14 protein-coding genes are annotated in these 22,709 nt (G+C 61.1%); 9 read left to right on the forward strand and 5 right to left on the reverse strand.

What is annotated here, in order from left to right:
• Window positions 1-36: 36 nt before the first annotated feature.
• From trxA to Pan216_RS08685, 4 genes are all read left to right on the forward strand, one after another.
• Window positions 37-534 carry a thioredoxin gene (trxA, locus tag Pan216_RS08670; RefSeq protein ID WP_419193427.1) on the forward strand — a complete coding sequence of 166 codons (498 nt, stop codon included), beginning with the start codon at window positions 37-39 and terminating at the stop codon, window positions 532-534.
• 135 nt (window positions 535-669) lie between these two features.
• A complete protein-coding gene (locus Pan216_RS08675) occupies window positions 670-975 on the forward strand; it encodes an STAS domain-containing protein (protein WP_145257590.1) in 306 nt (101 codons plus the stop codon).
• A gap of 241 nt (window positions 976-1,216) precedes the next feature.
• Window positions 1,217-1,945 carry a UvrB/UvrC motif-containing protein gene (locus tag Pan216_RS08680; protein WP_145257593.1) on the forward strand — a complete coding sequence of 243 codons (729 nt, stop codon included), beginning with the start codon at window positions 1,217-1,219 and terminating at the stop codon, window positions 1,943-1,945.
• A gap of 13 nt (window positions 1,946-1,958) precedes the next feature.
• Entirely contained in the window at window positions 1,959-3,131 is a 1,173-nt protein-coding gene (locus Pan216_RS08685; RefSeq protein WP_145257596.1) for a sulfatase family protein, read from the forward strand.
• 237 nt (window positions 3,132-3,368) lie between these two features.
• Here the strand turns inward: Pan216_RS08685 and Pan216_RS08690 are convergent, their stop codons facing one another.
• From Pan216_RS08690 to Pan216_RS08700, 3 genes are all read right to left on the reverse strand, one after another.
• Window positions 3,369-3,911: a hypothetical protein gene (locus Pan216_RS08690; RefSeq protein WP_145257599.1), complete on the reverse strand. Its 543-nt coding sequence runs from the start codon at window positions 3,909-3,911 to the stop codon at window positions 3,369-3,371.
• A gap of 2,401 nt (window positions 3,912-6,312) precedes the next feature.
• Window positions 6,313-7,557, reverse strand: a complete 1,245-nt coding sequence (locus Pan216_RS08695) for an ISL3 family transposase (protein ID WP_145257603.1) — start codon at window positions 7,555-7,557, stop codon at window positions 6,313-6,315.
• A gap of 291 nt (window positions 7,558-7,848) precedes the next feature.
• The gene (locus Pan216_RS08700) at window positions 7,849-8,823 is read right to left on the reverse strand and encodes an SIR2 family protein (RefSeq protein ID WP_145257606.1); all 975 of its coding nucleotides are present in this window, start codon (window positions 8,821-8,823) and stop codon (window positions 7,849-7,851) included.
• Window positions 8,824-9,532: 709 nt separating this feature from the next.
• Here Pan216_RS08700 and Pan216_RS08705 point away from each other — a divergent pair.
• From Pan216_RS08705 to Pan216_RS08720, 4 genes are all read left to right on the forward strand, one after another.
• A complete protein-coding gene (locus tag Pan216_RS08705; RefSeq protein WP_145257609.1) occupies window positions 9,533-11,017 on the forward strand; it encodes an ArnT family glycosyltransferase in 1,485 nt (494 codons plus the stop codon).
• Window positions 11,018-11,997: 980 nt separating this feature from the next.
• Window positions 11,998-12,636 (forward strand): RNA polymerase sigma factor, encoded by a 639-nt coding sequence (locus Pan216_RS08710; RefSeq protein WP_145257612.1) that lies wholly within the window; start codon window positions 11,998-12,000, stop codon window positions 12,634-12,636.
• 100 nt (window positions 12,637-12,736) lie between these two features.
• Window positions 12,737-15,358, forward strand: a complete 2,622-nt coding sequence (locus Pan216_RS08715; protein ID WP_419193428.1) for a protein kinase domain-containing protein — start codon at window positions 12,737-12,739, stop codon at window positions 15,356-15,358.
• A 1,055-nt stretch (window positions 15,359-16,413) separates the two neighbouring features.
• Window positions 16,414-16,935 carry an REP-associated tyrosine transposase gene (locus tag Pan216_RS08720; RefSeq protein WP_145257617.1) on the forward strand — a complete coding sequence of 174 codons (522 nt, stop codon included), beginning with the start codon at window positions 16,414-16,416 and terminating at the stop codon, window positions 16,933-16,935.
• Window positions 16,936-17,539: 604 nt separating this feature from the next.
• Here Pan216_RS08720 and Pan216_RS08725 read toward each other — a convergent pair.
• Window positions 17,540-18,727, reverse strand: a complete 1,188-nt coding sequence (locus Pan216_RS08725; RefSeq protein WP_145257619.1) for a glycosyltransferase family 4 protein — start codon at window positions 18,725-18,727, stop codon at window positions 17,540-17,542.
• A 30-nt stretch (window positions 18,728-18,757) separates the two neighbouring features.
• Window positions 18,758-19,612, reverse strand: coding sequence for a class I SAM-dependent methyltransferase (locus Pan216_RS08730; RefSeq protein ID WP_145257620.1), 855 nt, complete (start codon window positions 19,610-19,612; stop codon window positions 18,758-18,760).
• A 1,074-nt stretch (window positions 19,613-20,686) separates the two neighbouring features.
• Here Pan216_RS08730 and Pan216_RS08735 point away from each other — a divergent pair.
• Complete coding sequence (locus Pan216_RS08735; RefSeq protein ID WP_145257621.1) at window positions 20,687-22,651, forward strand: hypothetical protein; 1,965 nt, start codon at window positions 20,687-20,689, stop codon at window positions 22,649-22,651.
• Window positions 22,652-22,709 lie beyond the last annotated feature (58 nt).

Consider the following 22,709-nt stretch of genomic DNA (forward strand, 5'->3'; position numbering starts at 1 on the left):
ATCCTATAATCCCTACGCATTGGCGGGGTTGCGGACATGCCGTGGCGTGGACGACAACTCGTTTCTCCGTGGCCAGCGTTGGCCGATCGTCCCGACTGCCGGGGCGACGGCGACGATTCCAAGCAGAATCCTAGCGGAAATGGCTTCTGTGGGTGGCTTCTGGTGGCGGTACCGGCGACGAACGAAGAGGGGTTTACGACGATGTCCGGCAACAACGTTCACGAGTTCAATGATGGCAATTTCGAGGAATCGGTGCTCAAGAGCGACAAGCCGGTCCTTGTCGACTTCTGGGCCCCCTGGTGCGGTCCTTGCAAGATGATCGCTCCCACTATCGAGGAACTGGCCGGCGAAATGGGCCAGGACTACAGCGTCGGTAAAATGAACATCGACGATTCCCCGACGGTTCCGGCCAAGTACGGCGTCAGCGCCATCCCGACCCTGATGGTCTTCAAGGGGGGCGAGGTCGTCCAACGCTTCACCGGAGTCACCGGCAAGGCCGAACTCAAAAAGGCGCTCGAAGGGGCCGCCGTCTAGTCAATCGGCGATGATCAGCATTCGCCACGCGCCGGCCCTGTCGCCGGGGCGTATCCGTCGAAACGACGAGCCGAACTGAGCGTGGGGCTCGTCGTCGTTGGTACGGAGTCACCCTCATGCGATCCGACGCACTCCATGGTGCCAGACAGCTATCCCGTTGAGGTCGAGGTAACCCCCAGCGGGGTGACCTTACGTCTTCTCCACGATCGACTCGATCTGGAGAGCGTTTCCGCGTTTGAGGCTGCCCTGTCGGAGCACCTTCGCGCCGAGCGATCCGTCGTGCTCGATGTCTCGTCGCTTGACTACGTCGACTGCTATGGCTTCGACGCGCTGCTTCACGCGATTGGCTCTTGCCCGGGCAAGGTCGAGTTGAACGGCGCCTCGACGGGGCTGCGGTCGCTCTTCGAACTCGCCGGGCTCCGGGAGTTGGCGGGACACTAAGCTTTGTCTCAACCGTTGGTCGTCGGTCCATCGAACGCCTTGGATGCCACGGATCGCTTGTTGTTCAGTGACAACGAGTTGGGTCTCCGCTGCTAGGCACCGTGAATGGGGATGACGCACGAGAGGCCTCGCGTCTTCCCGCGTCGTGGCACTCGACCAGGTAGCGAGCACCGGGTGGTTCTCCGACCAAAACGGCCGGACTTTGGAGGCTTCATGAGGGATTTCTCTAGGGAGCGTGGGCATGTCGTCTGACATCAGCGCCATCCTCAATAGTTGGCCAGTCGAGGATCCGGCGGTCCGCGTCATCCAAGGGGTTGACGGTCGCCCGAAGATTCAACGGCGTCTCCCTCTGGGACTCCTGCAATTCGAGCTGGAGGGCCGACCCGACGGCGTCCGCCCCTCCGGATTCGACTCCTACTTCGACTACCTCAAGCACATGGCGCAGGGCGCCGGTGAGGAGTTCCAACTCGGGCACGACGAGTGCCAATCGCTCGCCGCCGAGGCGCTGCTCTACTACCAGCGCCGTCTCTGCTTCTTCGAGCTGGGAAACTACAAACGCGCCGCCAGCGACGCCGAACGCAACCTCGAGGTCTTTGCGTTCGCTCGCTCCTACGCGTCCGACGAGGACGACGCCCGCTTGCTCGACCAGTATCGCGGCTTCGTCATCTACCACCGGGCGCGGGCCGAATCGCTCGACTCCATCGAGCAACAGGATTTCGGCGCCGCCGTCGAGTCGATCGTCCGGGGCCGCGTCGAAATCGAGGAGTTCTATCGCGAGTACGGGCTCTCCGACCAGATCGGCGACAGCGACGAGATCCAACAGCTCGAAGCCCTGCGCCAGCGGATTGAGGAGCTGAGGCCCCGCGATCGACGCGAACAACTCGAAGAGAAACTCAATGACGCGATCCGGCGCGAACAGTACGAACTGGCGGCCGAGATTCGCGACCAAATCCGACTACTGGGGCAGTGATGGGTCGTGAATCATGAAGGCCGTTGTCGTTGTGTTCGATTCGCTTCCGGTCGGCTACGTCGGCTGCTACGGCAACGAGTGGATCGAGACCCCCGCGTTGGACGAGTTCGCCGCCACCGGCTTTCTCTTTGACTTTTGCTTCCCCAATCAGCCCCGCGCCGGCATCTGGCGCGAGGCTGGCTTGAGTGGCCGATCGGGCTTCTCCGGCAAACGCCCCGCCACCACGCTCTTGGATGATTTGAACTCGCTCGGCGTCGCGACGATTCATGTCGGCCGCAATCGTTCGCCAGGGGGATTTGGGACGATTCTCGGCGAACCCGAGGACACCCTCGAACTCCTACTCGCCAAAGCGGCCGGGTGGATCGAGGAGCACCCCGACGAGGATTGGCTACTCTGGATCGACGCGCCGACCGATGTGGCCTCGCTCGGCATGAACGAGGAGGCGGCATCGCGCTACCTCGACGAGGAGGCCGAGCCGATCGTCGATTTCCCCAACGGACTCGTCGGGGAGGAGGTCGATCCCGAGTCGCTCGATCGGCTCCGCATGAGCTATGGGGCGCGCGTCTCCGCCCTCGACGAGGCGTTCGGACGCTTTCTCGAGACGACCGAACTCGACCCGGACCAGACGCTTTGGCTGCTGACGGCGGATCAGGGCTATCCACTCGGCGAGCATGAACTTGTCGGCAATGGCAAACCGTGGCTCTTCGAGGAGCGAATTCACACGCCGCTGCTGATGCGCGTTCCTGGTGGCGAGCAAGCGCGGCGCAGTCCCTCGCTCGTGCAAGCGTCCGACTTGCGGGCGACGCTCAGCGATCACTTTGGCGTCGAACCGAGCGAACCGCTCGCGGAGAGCACCAGTCTCTTGCCGTTGGTTCGGGGCGAGCCGATTCCGATTCGCGACTTCCTCTGCCTCGGTCTCGAGGAGACGCGCTACGCGATTCGCACTCATCAATGGCAGCTCGTCCTTTCCCTCGGCCACGACCTCGAGCCGGAGGAGGAACGTCGCCGTCTTCACGCCAAGCCCGAGGACCGCTGGGACGTCAACGATCTCACGGCCGAGTCTCCCGACGTCGCGGACTTGCTCGAACTACAGCTCTACCGCTATTTCGACGCCGTCCGTCGCGGCACCCTCGACGTCCTTCCCCCCATCGGCACACTCCTTGCCTCCCCCGCCGAAACCGCCTGAGCCCAGTCCGCAACATCCACGCCGACCAGGCCACCGCCTCGGAAACACACGTAGGGCAGGCCATTTGCCTGCCACTTCACTTCCCCCTTGTCCAAGGGTTTCCCTCTTGATGCTCCCCCTTGTCCAAGGGGGAGATAGAGGGGGTCTCTTGTCCACTTCAGATAGGTGTCAAGACAGTGCAACATCCCAGCCTACGGGCGACTTCCAAGAACCGGGTTAGACAACGACACGACGCGGCTACCTCGTGTTCCACCTTCGGCGAAGTTCAATGAATCGGGGATCGGAACGCAAGGAGTCCTCGGCTTCCCATACCTTGGCGAACTCGTCAAACTTGAGGACGATTCCCCACGGCCAGTCTCGGGCATTCTCCGACAGCACGATGTCCATGACGTGGAGGAAACGCTCGGGGTTCGATCGGATCAGATCTTCCGCCTTGGGCGGGAAGCGGACGTGATATCGCATTCCGTTCTCGATCGTCATCAGCAGCGGAGAAACGGCGTCGACGAGGGCCGTGAAGGTGTCCGGGTGGGATACGAGGAATTCAAGAAGTCTGGCGCTCACTTCCGGTGTCTTGACCTCTCGCTGCCGCGGCCAGACATCCTTGAAAAAGTTGTTGGCTCTAGTCTGCCACTCTCTTCGCTCGTCCGCCGATTCGTTTTCTAGAACCCTTTCGAAGTGCCACAGCACATTGGACCGAAGTTCGTCTCCTCCTTCAAGGAGCGCAGTTCTGAACTCCGTGGAGTCTAGCCATCGGTATCCGGCGTTCTCGTCGGTCGACACCCATCCCTGAATGAGAAGGTGTGCGAGTGATCGCTCGTGTCCTTCGCTAAGTCGGGGTTTCGCCTTGCAGAGACGGATCAATTCTTCCTTCAGCCGAAGGTACAGAGCGGGAGGCAGTAGTTCAGAGCGATACAGGACTCCTGACCAAAACGCATCACAATCCTGCTGATCATCCGAGTTGAGGACACCAAGTAGATTTCGATCAGTCCAATCAGTGTCCTTCGTGTGCAACCAGCGAACATCTAGTGACAGGATCGCGATGGCGTGCCGCCTTGCATCACCAGGAAGGCGAAGGCACTGATCAAGCAGATCAAGGTATCCTGCCAAAGTGCCAGTCGCTTCGAAACCCGGGTCATCGAAGATCGCTCGAACAATGCGACCCAGAGGCGCATTCATGGCCTCCGTAACCCAATCACGACCGCGCCCGGAACTTCCAATGGCAGAAGAAGTCGAATTGGGATGGACTCTTGCGACGTCGATAAATCGCTGTAGGGATGATTTGAAGCAGTCGGGAAAATTGGTGGACATCGGCTTGGCGACTTTCTGTAGCCACCAAGTCGCAGAGAACAGCAACTGTGAGAGAACTTCATCCGGACACCGACACAGTCGAGCCGCGATGGCCGCGGAGAATCTCGAGGAGTCATTGGTTCTCGCGTCGGAGTCCAGGAACTTCTTCCATGCCCATACCGGAAAGTCCTTACGTTCTGCGGCATGAGCGAGTGCGAGGTACGCACGTTTCGGGCGTTCGGCGCTCAGTCCAGCGAACGGGTCTAGTCTCTGAAAGCTGGATGTTGACGTAGCAGTCAAATTCGATGCTGTCGGGAGTATTGAGTCAATTGAACCAGTCAAGAGCACGCTGCAATCTATTTCTGTCGTGACTCTCCCACTTCGGCCTTCTCGTGACTCTGCGGCATGCTTCGCGTACTCTGGTTTCCAGTTGGGTGCTTTTGGCCTGCGATCGGAGATCTCTTGCTCAACATTGAAGGAGAATTTACATCCGTTCGTTCGAAGCCACTCCAGTCGTTCCATCACTTCCCATGCGGCGCGCTCCGTGAACCCTTCCTCACTTTCGCCTTCAAAACGTGTGGGGCCGCTCAGTAGTCGAGCCTCTATTCGCTGCCGATCTCCAACCGGTAGTTCGGCCCATCGCCTCTCCAACACCGTCAGCAAGTCCCGTTGATGGCGGGAGCCCCAAAAGACACGGTCCGTCAAGCTGATTACAACCCGAGAGAATGCTTCAGGCGTTGCAAGTTCTCGTTTTCCGCTTGCCCAAACGCGAAGTCTTGCGAATGCAATATGTTCATCCGAAGGCCAAGCCGCGAACTCTTCCCTTGCTCGTGCTCGATCAACATCGAGGAGTCGCTCATACAGTCGGGAGAAAGAGAACACGCACCCCGAGAAGCCGTGGGTGCGATCGTAGTCGGATAGGTTGGGGAGGTCGTCTTCTTCAAGGGGACAGATGAAAGAGCGGTCGTAGTCGTCTGCTTCTTCTTTGAGTCGAGCTGCCGCCTCTAGGTTTGTGCGAAGTCCGCGCACGACCTGATGCAGCCATTCGTCCGGGATTTCAGCATCGCGTGGTGGAACAGGACACTCAACCTCAACGTACGACAGGACGAACTCACGAAAGGCTTCGACGGAGGTTGGCGGAACTGGCGATCGGTTCAATCCCGGACCAATTGTTAGATAGGGCTCACCGAGACTGACGAATCGTCGAACGCCACGAGGCGACCATCCGTCGCGATTGAGGTCTTCTTTCAGATCGTACCAATCGAGTCTTCGTCGCTGGGCCGAGGCGTCCCACGCTTCGAGGACGTAGCTCCAAGCTTGTTGGAAGGTGGCATCGATCTCGTCACGAAAGCGCGCGAGTCCCCGCTCGATGATTCGGCAATAGTCCGGATGTAGAGGTCCTTGCCGGAGAGCCCACCAAACTGTTGCTGGCTCGTGTAGGGCCTTCCCAATCCACTCGGCGAGCCAGAATAGGCGCATAGGTAATGATGGAGTGCTGGAAGCCAAGTGCCCACGAACGTTCGGAAGTTTGGCAGACGCGAGAACTACTTGATCCCTTTCACTTACGACAAAGGCGTCCCAAGCATCGATTGGCGTTTCCCCGTTATTCGGGTTCGAATCGTTCTCGCTTTGCTGAGGAATAGCATCGGAATCCAAGCCGTACAAGGAAAAGGGATCGACGGTCGGATTGTCTGTGCTCGCCCAGTCGACTTGGCCGGGCCGTTCATGGCGGCATCGAGAGTCAAGGACGCATAGCCACTCTGCAGGCGGCACCGATTCGGAGAAAGCTTTAGCACCATCGCGGGTTGACACAACGTGGGCGACTTGTCCTCGTTCGTATGGTCTCAACCGCCTCGGTCCATCCTGTGCACGCTCAAGAACGTTTGCCTCGTCTTCAGAATTTGTGGGTCGATGGTGGCTCGGGGAGGTTGCCGAGATTGTGATAGAGAGCGTATTTGAGGGTGCTGGGGTCGCGAAAGCCGTAGGATCGGCGGGTCGTCAATTTGACCTTCAGATTCATTCCCTCGACGGCGCCCGCGGAAATCTCTCCTTTTGCCTCGAACCAATTGAAGATCTGCTCGGCGTGACGCTCGAGGGTTCGTGCCAGGTTGCGCATCGGTTCGATCCGTGTGCTCAAGGCCCGGTCGAGCCACTCCTGGAAGAAGGATCCGATCCGCCAGGGAGCCTTGTAGTCCCAAAGCCGCTGGAAATCTTCCTTCATCAGGTAGCACTTGACCGTCCTGAGGTTGTGCGTCAACAACTCGTTGAGACGAAGGACCTCCTTGCGTTTGAGGTTGCCGCGACGCTTGAGCAGCAGCCAACGCGTCCGCTTGAGCACCTCGAAGCCCTTGCGTTTGAGTTCGCGTGCCTCCTGGGCCCGCACCTTGTCGATCGCCTTGTTGAACAACTGCATGATGTGGAAGCGGTCGAGGATGTGCAGGGCCCCATTGGCCTCGCGAGCGATGACCGACAGGTAGGCTTTCCACATGTCGCTGCAGATGTACTTCAGCCGCTCGGTTCGCCGCCTGCCGAAGAAGCGAAAGAAACGACCGAGCGTCTCCTTGGTCCGGTCTTGCCCGACCCAAAGCAGACGACGCGATCCGCGGTCGATCTGATAGACCAGGGTGAAGTACTGATGGCCCTTGCGGTAGGCGACCTCGTCGATGCCGATCGCCTCGATCCCTTCCAGCTCGCGATGGCGGATTCCCCAGCAAACCGCCATTTTCACCGCACGAAAGACGGTGTGCCAACTCGTGCCGAAGATCGCGGCGGTCTCACGCCAACTCAAGCGTTTGGCCCAACGGGCCAGGAACCATTGGAAACTCGTGGTCGTTCGCTCCTTGCCCGACGCCCAGGGAAGGCGTTCCACCTTCACCCCGCAAACAGGGCATGCGACCCGCCGTGCCGCGTAGACGAACCAGACCGCCAGGCCCCACAGCGGCACATGCTGGAAACGGCGCTCCGGCAAGTGGTCGTACGTGCCGCCACGATTCCCGCAACCCGAACAGATCGGCCGGCTGCGACGCCGTGGGCGAACCCGAACCAGCAGTCCCTCTTTCGACGAATCGGCCCAAGCCGCCGATTCGTAGACGAAACTCCCGTGACGCTCCAAGGCGTTGAGGATAACCTGAAGTCGCATCCCGTCTCTCGCGGCTGGCGTTTGAAGAAGTCCTCGCAAACTCCATCATGCGCCACTCGAGAGCGGGATGCTCTTTTACTCCCTCCTGCCGACTTCTCTCCTTTCCGCTTGACCAGTGGAACATCCTCCCCGCCAACGGCCAAGGAGGAGTCTTTGCCGGGCGACCGAAGCCGAGCCACGATGGCGAGGATGCAGGGCGAGCGAAGCGAGAAGACCAGGCAAAGCAGCAGCCGGACGCGGCCCTTGGCATACGGCGGTAACCTCCACTACCAAGCGGAACGGAGAAGACACTCACCACCCACAGATTTGGCAATAGAGCCGAACGTTTCGTTGCCACCGTTCAGCATCTTCCGCCCGAAGTGCCCACTCGTCCAACGTGTCCCACAGGGCGGGATGTCCATCCGCTCTCGCATAGGCAATTGGGTGAACTCCCTTATGTCGCCATCTTGCAGTGTCCTCGACTGATCCATCAGACTGAAAGGAGTAGAGACGGTTCAATGAGTCAGGGCTTCGTCTCAATCCTTCGAGAAGGTAGTGAACAGGAGGATCGTCAGCAGAGTACCCAACGAAGACGACAACATACTTTCGAACGATTTCGCGGAAGAACTCCGTTGCCCAGCCCTCAGTCAGGTAGGCGTGGCCGAAATCTGCGCTAGACAAGACGAACCCGTCGGCTTCCGCGTGTTGATACTCGATATCGACACGACCGTGGAGGTAGACGATTCCGTTTAGAGCGTCACCTCGTGAAAGTTGAGGTAAACGCGGAGGCAGATAAGTCTGGATCGTGCTGGGGTCGGATTCGAAAAGGCGGTCGAAGTTCGTCGTGACGAGTTGTGTCTTGTCTTCAGGTGTCCGGGCCAAACGAAGGAGTACGTCGTGCGCCGTACGATCCACGTCCGACGCTGGTTTCAGACTCTTTGCGACAGCCGATTGAATGTCCGGTGTTGTGAATTCGCGTTCCAAGAGCGAGAACACCCTGTCGGCGGAGATCAGTCCAGTGACATCGAGTTCTTCTCCAATTTCCTTCGCCTTTTCGAGGAGCTTTTTCGCGTTGCTGTCAGCGGCTGCGCCGAGTTCCTTGATGACGGCGTCGGCCAAACCGAAAAAGTCCACAAGCCCGGCTCGTGCTCGCGACACTCCCGCGCCGCAGAAGAAGACAACGCGTCCTTCGTCTCTTGCTCGGAGAAGTTCGTCAGGTATCCATGGTCCGTTTTCTGTGAATCTCATGTGCGTCCCGAGTTGGAAAGAGCCCCAGTCGAACACCACGTGATCGCATTCACCTCAAAGACACCGAGGAGCGTACCGTGGTTCTGGATCGCCGCCCACCTGAGGTGGAGATTCGCAAATCTCCTCTCGAGCGCCTGGCGCTCACGCCAAAGGTTGATTCCCGGTGCCGCTTCACTGATTGAGTGAAAGCGTAACCGCAATACACCAAGTTATCCAGTTTCGCGTCATTGCTCGCCGTCTTCTTTCATGGGCCTCTTGCGTGCTGCGCACGCCCAGATTGGCGAGCAATCTGGGCCACCCGGGCGTTTCCTCTGTGGTTCAATCTCCACCCGTGACTTCTTGCGGCTCCGCCGCCCCGGTAGCACAGCAACCGGGGCTAGCCAGTATCGAGAGTGCGGCACGCTCACATGGGGAGGTGAAGGAAACAAGCTGGTAGCACAGCAACCGGGGCAGCCAGTATCGAGAGTAGCACAGCAACCGGGGCAGCCAGTATCGAGAGTAGCACAGCAACCGGGGCTAGCTAGTATCGAGAGTAGCACGGGAAAGGTGCTACGTGCATGGAGGCAAGTCACCTCACAGCAACCGGGGCTAGCCCGAAGAGACGAACAATCGGGTTTCTCGACCACACCCAAAGCCTCCCGCCGCACTTCCCGAACCTTGACGCGTTTTCTACGGCCGAGTACGAGCCGGGTTTCTCCGAAGGGTCGGGGAATCGGGTAGGCACGAGTTCTCCGGGAGAAACGCGTCGATGAGTGACTCGCTTCATGCTGGCGATTTGAGGGGATCGGCGAACCGGGGAAAGATCGTCGCGTCGGTCGCGTTGCTGACTTTCCTCTACGCGATGATGGTCTTGCCGGCGGCGATCTACAACCCAATGGCGAGCTTCGACGAAGCGTGGTACGCCTCGGTCGGTCGCAATGTGCTGCACTCGGGCGATTGGCTGACCTTCTACTACAACGGCGAACCCTTCTGGGAGAAACCGCCGCTCTTTCTTTGGACGACGGCGGTCTCCTTCAAGCTCTTCGGAGTCTCCGACTTCGCGTCGCGGATCTTCACGATGGGATGTGGGCTCGCGTGCCTGCTCGCGGTTTTTGGGTTCGTTCGCCGCGAGGTGAATGTCGCGGTGGCGCTGTTGACGGGCCTTGTGTTGCTGGGGGCGCAAGACTTTGTTCGCTTCTCCGCGAAGGGGCAGATGGATATCCCCGTCACCCTCTTCCTAACGCTTCAGCTCATCAGCTTCTGGAGAGCGCGCGGGCGGCCGAACGCCTTTTGGATGTCGGGGCTGTGGATGGGACTCGCGATCGCCACGAAGAACCAAGTCGGGGTGCTCGGAGTGATCATCGAAGTGGCGTACATGATCGTCGCGTGGGATCTCGCGCCCCTGCGGCAGTGGCGCTGGTATGCCCGGTTCGGCATCGTCGCGGCGATCGGCTTGCCGTGGTACCTGCATCAGTACGTCGTGCACGGCGCCGCGTTTCTCGACTGGTTCTACTACAAGAACTATTCCTTCGCCGACGACTTCAACGATCACCTCTTCTACACGCGATATCTTGTCGAGCGCCACAACGTCTTGGTGGTAATGATGCTCTTCGGGGCGGGCTGGGCGGTCTATCGGCGCGTGACGGCCAACGAGAAGCTGCCGATGCTGATGGCTTGCTGGGCGTTGGTGATTCCGGGGATGTTCTCGTACTTCGGGGCCCCGCACTACTGGTACATCGTGCCGATGTATCCCGGGGTGGCGATCTTGGCGGGGCTGGCGATCAACGGTCTGCCGGTGTGGGAGCGTTGGCCGCGTCCGGTCATGGGGGTGCTCGGATGCTGGGCGGTGATATTCCAGGCTTCGTTCTACTTGCCGTTGCCGAAACAGGAGGCCCTTTGGGCGGCGAAGGGGCTCGTTCCGACGATTCAGGGCGAAGTTCCGCAAGAAGAGACGATCTTTTTGCTGATGGAGTCGGACGGGAGGAACAAGAAAGCGATCCACATCCCGGCGGCCCACTATTATTTTGACCACGTGAGTCGAGAAGTTCGGGATCCGGGCCGCGTCGAGGATACGGTTGGTTCGAAGGGACCATTCTTTGCGGTCGGTCGTATCGACGTGGTGGAGGAGACCTACCGGTCGAAGCTGCCGGCACATCGGATGGAACTCGTTAAGCAGCAAGGAGATAGCGGCCTCTACCGGTTTGTGCCGACGCAGCTCGCCTCGGAGCCGAGCAACATGAGCAACGTGAAGTAGGCCGAAGGAGCAAGGGTGAAGGAGGGGCGCTAGGGCAAGAACGGGAAGAATTCCAGGTTGCCGCGTCGATAGGCTCCTGGGCCCGGCGCAGCAGAATCCGCCGATCGGACTGGATCGGGTCGAAGACAGACGCTATACTTCTGTTGTCTTGGTTCTCCATGCCTCGTTGGGCCGGCCGGATTGCTTAGGGCCTGCCGGTCCAGCGAGTTTTATTTTTCTTGGCTGCGTCCGTGGCCTTTCGCTTTATCCCCGCAAAAGTCGCCTCACCATCAAGCTCCCGCCTGGGAGCCCAAGCGAACCATCGCGCCATGTACTCGTTCGAGAAACCCCGAAGGGGGAGCGAGCCACCATCACGGTGCGCAGATGTCTTGATTCTCTGCCTCGTTGGCGTCCTGGACGTGGGAGTGTCCAAGGTGGTCTCTGCCAACGCGCACCGCAAAGGTGACCTGCTCCGGGCACTCTTCATCAATAGGTACCCAACCGAGAGTCGGATCTTGCACGTCGAACGGACAAAAATCTGACGAGTTTGGTTCTCTAGGTCTCCGTGTGTCGGAACCGTTTTGAAGGTATGGGGTTATGGCGATAGGTTCTCTTCGGAGGAAGGTCGGCGAATTCCGCGATCAGTTGGAAATCGGGATCTGTTCTGCTCTCTTTCGCGTCAAATCAGAGGAAAACGGAGCCGATCTGTCGGTTTAAAGGATCAAAACCCGCCGGTTTTGGTTCCGTTCCCGCCTTACAGCCCTAGAGGGTCGCTCCACGTCAGGGATGCACGAGGTGCAGTTTGCGTAGGCTGGGCGTCTTGGGTGGCGCGAGCGTTGGCAAGGGTGGTCTTTCCGTGCCGCAGGGCAGTTCTCTTCGCTCACAATGCACGTAAAAGAGGAGTGGAAGCGATGTCGTCGCTCATCTCCCAATGGCAACGCCACCGATGGCCGATGCCGCGTGCCGTCTGGCTCGCATGATGACAACGTAGGGATTGGCGAATGATTGAGGATCGAGATTCACGGAGGACTCGGGCGACGCTCCTGCTGCGCCTGCGCGATCTGAGCGACAGCGAGGCCTGGAACCAGTTCCTCGAGCGCTACGCCCCAAAGATCTTTCACTGGTGTCGCCGTCATCGACTGCAAGAGGCCGACGCGTCCGACGTCACCCAGGAGGTCCTCGGCAAGCTCGTTGCCGCCATGCGCAGCTTCGAGTACGATCCCTCCAAAGGCAGCTTCCGAGGGTGGCTCAAGACGGTCACCAACAACGCCATTCGCGATCTCTCCAAAGGCTGGTCCCGGCCGGGACGGGGCTCGGGCGATACTCAGGTCCTGCAGAGTCTGCATGCCTTGCACGCCCCCGAGGCGATCGCCGACCTGGCCGCGATGATCGAAGCGGAAGCCGAGCGGGAAATGCTCGACGAGGCTCACGCCCGGATCCGTTTGCGCGTCAAGCCGCACACCTGGCAGGCGTATCAACTCAACGCCATCGACCGCCAGCCGGCCGCCGAGGTCGCCAAGACCTTGGGAATCGCCGTCTCCGAGGTCTATGTCGCCAAGTCGCGGGTGATTAAGATGCTGCGAGGGGAGGTTGCCAAGCTCAACGGCACCGACGCCCCGGAAAGCCAATCCGCCGAATAGCGCTTGCGGGCCCATGACCAACTGCCGTCCCGATTGTCCGACCGATGATCAGCTTCGGCGCTTTCTCGCCGAAGAACTCGCTGACGACGAGCAGCTGCGAGTGGGGCGTCTCGTTGAACGGTGCGAGTCCTGCCAGCTTCGCCTCGACGACTTGACCCAAGCCGACGCCGAACAGCTCATCGGGGATCTCCCCACTCAAGAGCAAGATTCCGATCCCGCTCTGGAGCAGCTTCTCAGCCGGATGCGCGAAGAGCCTCCGGAGGAGCGTTCCGGCGAGGAGTCCGAGGAAGACGACAACCGGATCGAGTTTCCCGAACCGCCCACGTCCGAGGCCCCACTCGGCCGGCTGGCATCTTACCACATTCACAAAGAGATCGCCCGAGGGGGCAGCGGCGTTCTCTTTCGCGCTTACGACACGCGTCTGGGGCGGACGGTCGCGCTCAAAGTCCTTAAAGGGGAACTGGCGGCGATCGAAACCGAACGGGCTCGCTTTATTCGCGAGGCTCGCGCGGCGGCGGCCCTCGCGCACGAGAACGTCGTCACCGTTCACGACGTCGGCAGCCCGCCGAACTTCCCGCCCTACTTGGTCATGGAGTACATCGACGGCGAAACCCTCAGCGACAGGCTCGGCCGCGAAGGCCTCATCGACCCCACCACCGCGGCGCAGATTGTCCGGCAAGCCGCCAAGGGGGTCGGCGCCGCCCATCGCCAAGGGATTGTCCATCGCGACATCAAGCCCTCGAACATCATGCTCGATCGGATGACCGGGCAAGCGAAGATCACCGACTTCGGGCTCGCGCGGGCCCTTGAGTCGGCCGCCGGGGTGACCCGCGAAGGAGTCATCGCCGGGACACCCGCCTACATGAGCCCCGAGCAGATCACCAACCCCAGCCAAGTCGACGGTCGCAGCGATGTCTACGCCCTCGGGGTGGTGCTCTACGAACTGCTCACGGGAGAGCCGCCGTTCCGAGGGGTCTTGCGTATGACCCTCTTGCAGGCGATTCACGACGACCCGCGGCCGCCTAGACGGCTCAACGACCGCATCCCGCGCGACATCGAAACGATCTGTCTCAAGGCGATGTCGAAGGAGCCCTCCCGCCGCTACGTCAACGTGGGGGCACTTGTCGACGACCTCGGCCGTTGGCTCGCCGGCGAACCGGTTCTCGCCCGTCCGATCGGACCGGTGACTCGGTTCGCTCGCTGGTGTCAACGCAATCCTGGAGTCGCGACCCTCAGCGTCGCGGTCTTCATGCTGTTGCTGACCGTTACCGGCGTTTCGGTCTTCGCCGCCGTCGAGCTCGCGCAGTCGAACGCGAAGACCGCCAAGGCGCTCGAGGACTCCGAGCGGAGCCTTCAGGAACGCAATGAGCAGTACCGCGTCGTCGAGACGATTCTCCAAGACGTCATCATCGAGATCTCCAACGGGTTGCAGGAACTGCCCGACACCCATCAGTTCAAGCAGTACATGCTCAACGAGAGCCTCGCCGGCATTCGGCTGCAAAGTGGTCTGGACGACTCCGACCGCATCGACATGCTCGAGGCGGTGGCTCAGATCCGTATCGGCGAGATCTTCCTGTCGACCGGCCGTACAGGCGACGCCGCCGAGCGCTTCGCCCAGGCGGTGCGCATCAGCGAGGAACTCCTCGAAACGGAACTCGCGTCAACGCCCAGGGAGTCGACCGATCTCGACGAGAGCCGCAGCGCCGCCAAGAACGACACGCTCCACGTTCTCAGTGTCGCGATCGGTCGTCTGGGGGACGCCTCCGCCAAGGCGGGGGACTTGCAAGTCGCCGGGAAGCACTACAGCGAAGCTCTCGCGATCAGCCGCAAGTACGCCGAGGAGTTTCCGGACGAGGTTCGCGCCAAGTGGGATCTGGCCAGCGCGTGCGATCGGTTTGGGGACATCGCGCTCGAGACCGGGAAGGTTGACCTCGCGGCGAAGCACTTCGTCGAGGCGCTGATGCATCAACGCGAGATCCTTCGCCAGCAGGAAGCCCTCGTTCGTCAGGACGACTTCGAGAGTCCGCAGCGGAATCGCGAGGCACTCCAAAAGCGACGGCAGATGCAGCGGGATGTCGCCGTTTGCTACCAGAAGAACGGTCGTGTCCTCCTGCGGTTGGGCCATGGTGGCGAAGCGCGGGAGTCGTTCGAGCAGGCTCACAAGTACTTCGTGGCCCTGTCGAATGAGGACCCGCGCGGACTGACCTCAGCGCGGGATCTGGCGGCGTCCCACGTCAACTTGGCGGAGTTGGCCTCGCTCGCGGACGACATCGAACAGACGGCCGCGCACTTGCGGACGGCGCGCGAACTTCTGGAAAAGCTGGCCAAACGCGATCCGAAGAACGTCGACTTGAAACACGACTTGGCGCTTATCAGTCGGGAGCTTGCCGCGCGGGAGTTGCAGTCGCGTCGCTACGAGGACGCCAGGACGTTGGCTCTCGACGCGGTTCGTTTGACCGAGGAGCTGACCCGTCGCGATCAACCCTCGATCGCCGATCAGCGGGAACTCGTGCTCAGTTACCGGACGATGGCGGCGATCAGCGAGCGAATGAAGGAGTATCGGGGCGAAGCCGACCAATGGGACGACCGCGCCCTCCAGCGCCTCTCGGTTTTGCTACAAGCCGATCAGGCCAAGAAGGACGCCAACTGGAAGCACTGGATCGAATCCCAAGTCACCAAGATCAAATCGATCCGCAACGGCGCTTCTCCCCGCGAGGGGTGAGAGTGAGGTTCTGGTGACTTCCATTGGCTAGCCCGGGTTGCTGTGCCGCCCTTGACATTGGCTAGCCCCGGTTGCTGTGCCGCCCTCGACATTGGCTAGCCCCGGTTGCTGTGCTACCGGGGCGGCGGAGCCGCAAGAAGTCTCGGGCGGAGGTTGGCTGCCGGGAACGGATGTTCGCCAGGAACGGATGTTCGCCGGGAACGGACGTTCGCCAGGGACGAATGACTGCTGGCGGGTGTGGGTCTTGCTCGAGACTTCCCGCCGACTTCGTCGGCCCCGGTTGAATCAACCGGGGGTAGCCTTGCGTTGTGTTGTGTGCTCTTCCAGGCTAGGGGGTAGCCTTGCGTTGTGTTTGGTGCTCTCCCAGGCTAGCCCCGGTTGCTGTGCTACCGGGGCGGCGGAGCCGCAAGAAGTCTCGGGCGGAGGTTGAACGCCGGGAACGGATGTTCGCCGGGGACGAATGATTGCTGGCGGGTGTGGGTCTTGCTCGAGACTTCCTACCGACTTCGTCGGCCCCGGTTGAATCAACCGGGGGTAGCCTTGCGTTGCGTTGTGTTGTGTGCTCTTCCAGGCTAGCCCCGGTTGCTGTGCTACCGGGGCGGCGGAGCCGCAAGAAGTCTCGGGCGGAGGTTGGCTGCCGGGAACGGATGTTCGCCAGGAACGGACGTTCGCCGGGGACGAATGATTGCTGGCGGGTGTGGGTCTTGCCCGAGACTTCCCGCCGACTTCGTCGGCCCCGGTTGAATCAACCGGGGGTAGCCTTGCGGGGTGTTGTGTGCTCTTCCAGGCTAGGGGGTAGCCTTGCGGGGTGTTTGGTGCTCTTCCAGGCTAGCCCCGGTTGCTGTGCTACCGGGGCGGCGGAGCCGCAAGAAGTCGTGGGCGGAGGTTGAATGCCAGGGACGGATGTTCGCCGGGGACGGATGTTCGCCGGGGACGGATGTTCGCCGGGGACGAATGACTGCTGGCGGGTGTGGGTCTTGCCCGAGACTTCCCGCCGACTTCGTCGGCCCCGGTTGAATCAACCGGGGGTAGCCAAGGAAGAGGGAGTCGAGGGGATGCCCGCTCGTCAAAGTCTGATCGATGATCGCCCCTACGCCCGGTTCGTCACGTTCTCCTGCGACAAACGACGAAAACTCCTGTCACTTGACCGACCGAAACGCATCGTGATTGGTGAACTATCACGACAACTGGAACGCCACGAAGGAACGTGTGTCGGTTTTGTCGTGATGCCAAACCACGTCCATGTCCTCTTGTGGTTCGAACATGCGGAGAGGCTCCCGAAGTTCATGCACGAATGGAAACGGCTATCGAGTCATTCGATTCGCTCCTGGTACAAACAAGGCGACGTTCGCTACCACGACATTGCCCCTGCGGGCGAACGATTCTGGATGCCCAAGTACCACGTGTTCAACGTGTACGAAGACGCGAAGTTGTTGGAGAAGCTTGCTTACATGCACGCCAACCCCGTGCGCGCAAATTTGGTGGATCATCCACTCGATTGGCCATGGAGTTCCGCCCGCTGGTACGAGCTTGGAAAAGAGGTGGGGGTTCCGATCTCTTCGATCGGCGGGAAATGATCTTGGGCAAAATCTGAAAGCTGGATCACCGACTTCCAGGCTAGCCCGGGTTGCTGTGCCGCCCTTGACATTGGCTAGCCCCGGTTGCTGTGCTACCGGGGCGGCGGAGCCGCAAGAAGTCGTGGGCGGAGGTTGAACGCCAGGGACGGATGATTGCTGGCGGGTGTGGGTCTTGCCCGAGACTTCCCACCGACTTCGTCGGCCCCGGTTGAATCAACCGGGGGTAGCCTTGCGGGGTGTTGTGTGCTCTTCCAGGCTAGGGGGTAGCCTTGCGGGGTGTTTGGTGCTCTTCCAGGCTAGCCCCGGTTGCTGTGCCGCCCTTGACATTGGCTAGCCCCGGTTGCTGTGCTACCGGGGCGGCGGAGCCGCAAGAAGTCTTGGTCGGAGGTTGAATGCCGGGGACGGATGACTGCTGGCGGGTGTGGGTCTTGCTCGAGACTTCCCACCGACTTCGTCGGCCCCGGTTGAATCAACCGGGGGTAGCCTTGCGGGGTGTTGTGTGCTCTTCCAGGCTAGGGGGTAGCCTTGCGGGGTGTTGTGTGTTTTTCCAGGCTTGCTTTGGTTGAATCAACCGGGGAGTAGCCGAAGAAGGGATGCGCGATCCCTACGCGGCGTGGCGGGTCATGACGTCGTGCTGGAGCTTGGCGGTGTGGCTCCATTGGAAGGTACGAGCTTGGTCGTGGCCACGGCGGATCCACTCGTCGCGCTCGGCGCCAGGCTCGGGCATGCGGAGCATCCACTCGGACCAGGCTTCGGTCTCGTCGAATCCGACTAGCGGGGCGGCGTCCCCACACACCTCTTGCAAACTCTCGGCGGGAGAACAGACCGCCGGCACGCCGAGCGCCATCGCTTCGAGCGGCGGCAGGCCGAAGCCCTCGTAGAGCGAGGGATAAAGCAGGGTGCTCGCCCCGCGAATCAGCGCGGCGGCTTGCGTGTCGCTGACGTAGCCGGTCCAGGAGACCTCGCCGGCGACGGGATGCTCGCGCAGCCGCGTCCAGAAACTCTCATCACCCCAGCCGGGCGAACCCGCGAAGATCAGGGGCCAGCGGCGCCGCTGTTCCGCAGGGAGCCGTTCGTAGGCGTCGAGCAACAACAGGAGGTTCTTGCGCGGTTCGATCGTGCCGAGGTGCAGCAGGTAGCCATTGCCCAAGCCGAGTTGGGCCCGCACGGCCCGCGGGGTCCAGTCGACGGGAACGCTGTCCCAACGAGAGGCGAGAGGGGTGACGGTCGTCTGGTCGGCCGGCACGCCGAGGACTCGGGTCAGGGCTCGAGCCGTCGCTTGGGAGATGCACGTCCAGTGCTTGGTCCACAACACCGCACGCCCGAGCCGCCGAGTCCAAAAGGAGATGCGGTTGGCCGGGTGAAACTGCGGCACTTCGAGGACCGAGAGATCCATCATCGCCGTGACCGTCGGTTCCAGGCGAGCGATGGGGATGTTGTTCGGCTCGAAGAACGAGTCGTAACCGCCACGCTTGAACTGCTGTCGGACGCGCTGTTCCTTGAGAGCGTACCAGGCCGGTTCGACGAGTGCTCGGCAAGCGGCTTTCCAACTCGGCCGGGGTGTCTGGATGGTCGTCAGCGGCCGCAGCGTCACTTGCTCGATCCCCGCGACATCGGGCAGTTGGGAGCGGGCGTACTCCTTGGCGACTTCGGGAAGATTGGGACCGGTCTTGATCCCTTCGAGCCGGATCGTCGCTTTCTCGGGCCAATGGGCCACGAGCGACGCGAGGTATTGGCCGACGCCGGTGCGGGTTCGCAGCAAGCAGTGATCGTTGACGAGAACGCGAGTCATGAGTGCCGTCCTTGGGGCGAGGGCTGACGGTTAGGCGCTGCGCTTGTTGAACCAGCGGTTGTAGAGGTCGGCGACGAACGCCTGGGTTTTCGAGTAGTTGTGCGGGTACTTGCGAAGCCACTTGGGGAGGAACTGCATGCGAGATTCGTTGTACTTGATCTCGTGCCAGGGCAGGGTGCCGTAGCCACGGACGAAGACGGTCCCGTCGTAGCCGCAGAAGAGATGGGTGACCAACCACTCGTCGGTCCGCATTGCCCGGACGCTGTTGTCCTCGATCTCGAAAAGCGGGAAGTACTGGGCGTCGACGAAAATGCCGTTGGTCGTCGTGGTGGCGATCAGCTCGTAGCCCTTTTCCTTGGCCAGTCGGTCGAGCGCAAGCAGGCTCGAGCCATGATTGATTGTTGGGTCGGCGTCCTGGACGAAGTCGACGTCGTTGGCGGTCGAGGGGTTGTATTCGATCACGACCAGTTTGGGCCGATAGGTCGTCACGGCGTTCCAGGCGTGGTAGTCGTTGCCGTCGATGTCGATCGAGAGAAGATCGAATTGCTTCGGAATCGCGGTCTTGTCGAGCAGCGTGTCGAGAGAGTCGGATGCCTCGAAACCGACGAAGGCGTTCATCGGGACGACGTTCTCGCGTTCGCCGTGCCGAGCGCACAGCTCTTGGTAACGCTGCGGGTCGCCCTCGATGAGGACCGCGGAGTAGCCCTTGTCGGCGATCAGGGTGTGGGTGTTGCTGAGGTGCTTGCCGTCCCACGCGCCGAACTCGACGCACCAGCCGTCGCGCTGGCCGATGGTTTCGAGTGCTTTCTCGATGATGCCGTCCTCGCCGAATTGGGAGGTGACATCGTGCGCGTGCTCGTGGAGCCACTGACTCGGCTTGGCCATCGGTTGTCTCTCTTGGTGAAGGTGCCGCCATGTCGCGGGTACTCGACCAAAAGTTATGTCGAGGAAGCGTCGAAACGGGTCAAGTCGAGATCGCGGTGGTCGCGGAAGCTGAGGGGAATGGGGATGGATGAGCCGTTGTCGGGTTTGGGGGTAAGTAGCGCAGCGAGGAACTCACGCTGGACGAGCATGGAGTTCACACGATCAACTTGAGATGGAGTGATGGCGCGAGCGTAACGAGCGAGACTCCGGGAAATCGTGGTTGAACTGGAATGGGGGGGCGATCTGGTCTATACTCGGGGTCGCGCAGGAAAGGGGAGCACCCCGGCCGATGAGAGGATGAAGTTCGCTTCATCCTCTCGCGCGCATCGCAGGTCGGGGAGGCAGCGTTGGTGGGCGTCGCGAGATCCCAATCTCCAGGCCTTCGCGGCATCGCCCGGTTCACCGGGAGATCGGACGCCCACCTCTGCTGTCCTCGAGCAAACACGACACCCGTGGTCGGCGCGCATCATCGACCCTGCCGGGCTTGCTCGTGATTCTGGTCGTTCGTTTGTGATCGGCCCCCTCGGAAAAGAGAAGACCCCCCCTCCACGAGTACGAACGGCAAACCTGACTTGCCGTCGACACTCGCTTGCGTGGAAATCTCCATCCCGTTGGCGGGGTGTCGATCTCTCTGACAGTTGAATCAGGATTGAACGCCTCGACCGGACATCGAATCGCGGGTCGGCGACGAGCATCCTTACCCTTCATACCGCCGCGGCGGCGGAACCTTGCACCAAAGCCGTAGGAAATCGTTGACCTTGTTCTCTTTTGGCGCGTCCGGTCCTCCTCCGAGGAATCGTCACTTGGTTGGTAAGCGAGTACGACGGTGACCCGATGTTGCCTGGGCCATCGCTCCCGGAGACGCGGGTGAAAGGGGTCACATCGACGAATTTGGGGTGATGCTCTTTACGGACGGGATTTCTTATCGTACCATCGCCTGGGGAGAGTGGCCGGTTCTCGCGGAGCAGGATGCGAATTCCGTGATGGAACATTCACCTAAGAGCGAGCACATCAATCATTCCACGATCTGACGACATGACTTGTTGGACAGGTGCCGCACCAATTGACCAGCCGAAGGACGCGAAGCGGCGTCGAGCGCGTGCTCTCGGGACGGGGCGATCGGTCGCCCGTGTCGGCGTGGAGCAATTGGAACCACGCAACGCCCCCGCTGTTGCCGCGAGCGAGGGAATTTACCTTCTTCTCGCTGGTCAAGACGTCGGGGATGTCGACTCATTTCTGGCGGATGGATCGTCGCCCGAGCGTCACGAGTTGGATGGATTCTCTGACGAGGTGGTGGCCTTCACCGCGAGCGTCAACCAGGTGGAAGGCGATACCGCCCTCGACGTCGTGATCGGCGGTGAGGATGGCCCCATTGGTTGGAACGCCTCCCTCGAATCATCCGGTATCCAAGCCTACATGCTTGTCCCCGTCACCGACGCCAGTGGCGAGGAACTGCTCGAACTGGCTTCCTCGACGCCTTCGTCATCGAACTACGTGCTGCTTCCGGTGGATATCTCCGCTGATGCCGAGGCGGGCACGTCCCATCTTCGGGTCGGTGCCGAGGAGAGCGATGTCTTTCTCGTCCCGCACACGGTTTCATCGAAGCAATCGCATGCCCCGCAGTCGCCCTTCTCGAAGACGACGGTGTGGGCGACCGTTCGCCGCGAGACGTACGAAGCCGACGGGATGACCTCCTTGGTGGGGCTCTTTGCCGAGGTCGAAACGGAATTCGTCACCCGCGTCGTGGCGGGCGATTTCGATCAGCGGCTCGACACGCTCACGATGTTCAGCATTTTTCAGTCGGTGGACGACAAGACGTCGGAAGAGGTCCGCGTCATCAGTTCGCCCTTACCCTACGCTCCCGACCTGACGACCAAGACAATCGTTCAGGTCTCCTCGGCCGCGTTCGAGTACTCGATCCGGTCGCTCGGTCCGATCTGGGAGAAGCTCGGCGAGTTCGAATTGGACGATCTCGATGGCGAGGGTGTGCTCGAGCCAGGCGATTTCCTCGATCCGATCGACTTGGACGGCATCGACTTTGGTGAAGCTGGCCCCCGAGGACAGTATGACGGCGACGTGATCGTCATCGATTTCACGGGCGATACCGTCACCGAGATCGTCATCGACGACATCATCGGTCATGGCAAGGGGGGCTTCGACGAGCCTGGCGACGACTTCGACGACCCTGCCGACGAAGACTATCCTTCATTCGATGGGCCGAACAGTGGAAATTCCGGCAGCGGCAGCGACGGCAAGTCCGGTGGCGGCGCCGACACGCCCGAGGAGCCGAAGAGTCAGTCGCCCTCCAAGGAAGAAGAGGACGAGCGCGACGTCGAGGATGACTTGGTCGAGGCCCCCGAATTGGAGATGGGTGAGGAGGCGATCGGTTCCTTCTCGGCCGGTTCGATGATCGACGTCAACGCCGACGACGAAGCCGTCACCAAGCAGACGCGTGCCTACGCGAACCGCGCGACGAGTAAGAGGCGTGCCCCCGAAGCCGGCAAGCGGAATACCTTGGTGACCGCCAACGGCAACGAAGTTGTCGTCAACAAGCGCGAAGACGGTTGGACGTCGGTAAGCATCGCCGCCGAAGGGGGCTCGGATGATCCCGAGGACCATGCGGGGGACAGTGCCGAAGCTTCCGCGGCTCTCCTCGTCGAGGATGCCGCCGAGACGGAACAGGCCTGGGTCCGCAAGATCCCGCGTGGCGAGCTTGGACTCCGCCTGAATCTCTCCCTTCGTCACTCGCTTTCCGGCCACCGAAACTACGAGATCGCCGCGGCCGAGCACGGTTTCCCCGCGGAAGTCGAAATTGCCGGTTTCACCTCCACTGGATGGTTGACGCTGGATACCGACGGAGACTCCTTCATCGGGCAATGGACGGCCGGTGCTTTGATGTTGCCCTTGCTCTGCATGTCGGTCTCGTACCCGACGCTTCGTGGGTATTTTCGTACCCGCAAGAGTGATGAGACCGGGCCGGACACGACCAACGAGTCGTGACTTCCCGCCCGTGCGATTGGTTCACTCGCTGGCCGTCGCGACCTTCTCTCTCCATGAA

It is taken from the genome of Kolteria novifilia (assembly GCA_007748055.1).
Lineage (GTDB): Bacteria > Planctomycetota > Planctomycetia > Kolteriales > Kolteriaceae > Kolteria > Kolteria novifilia.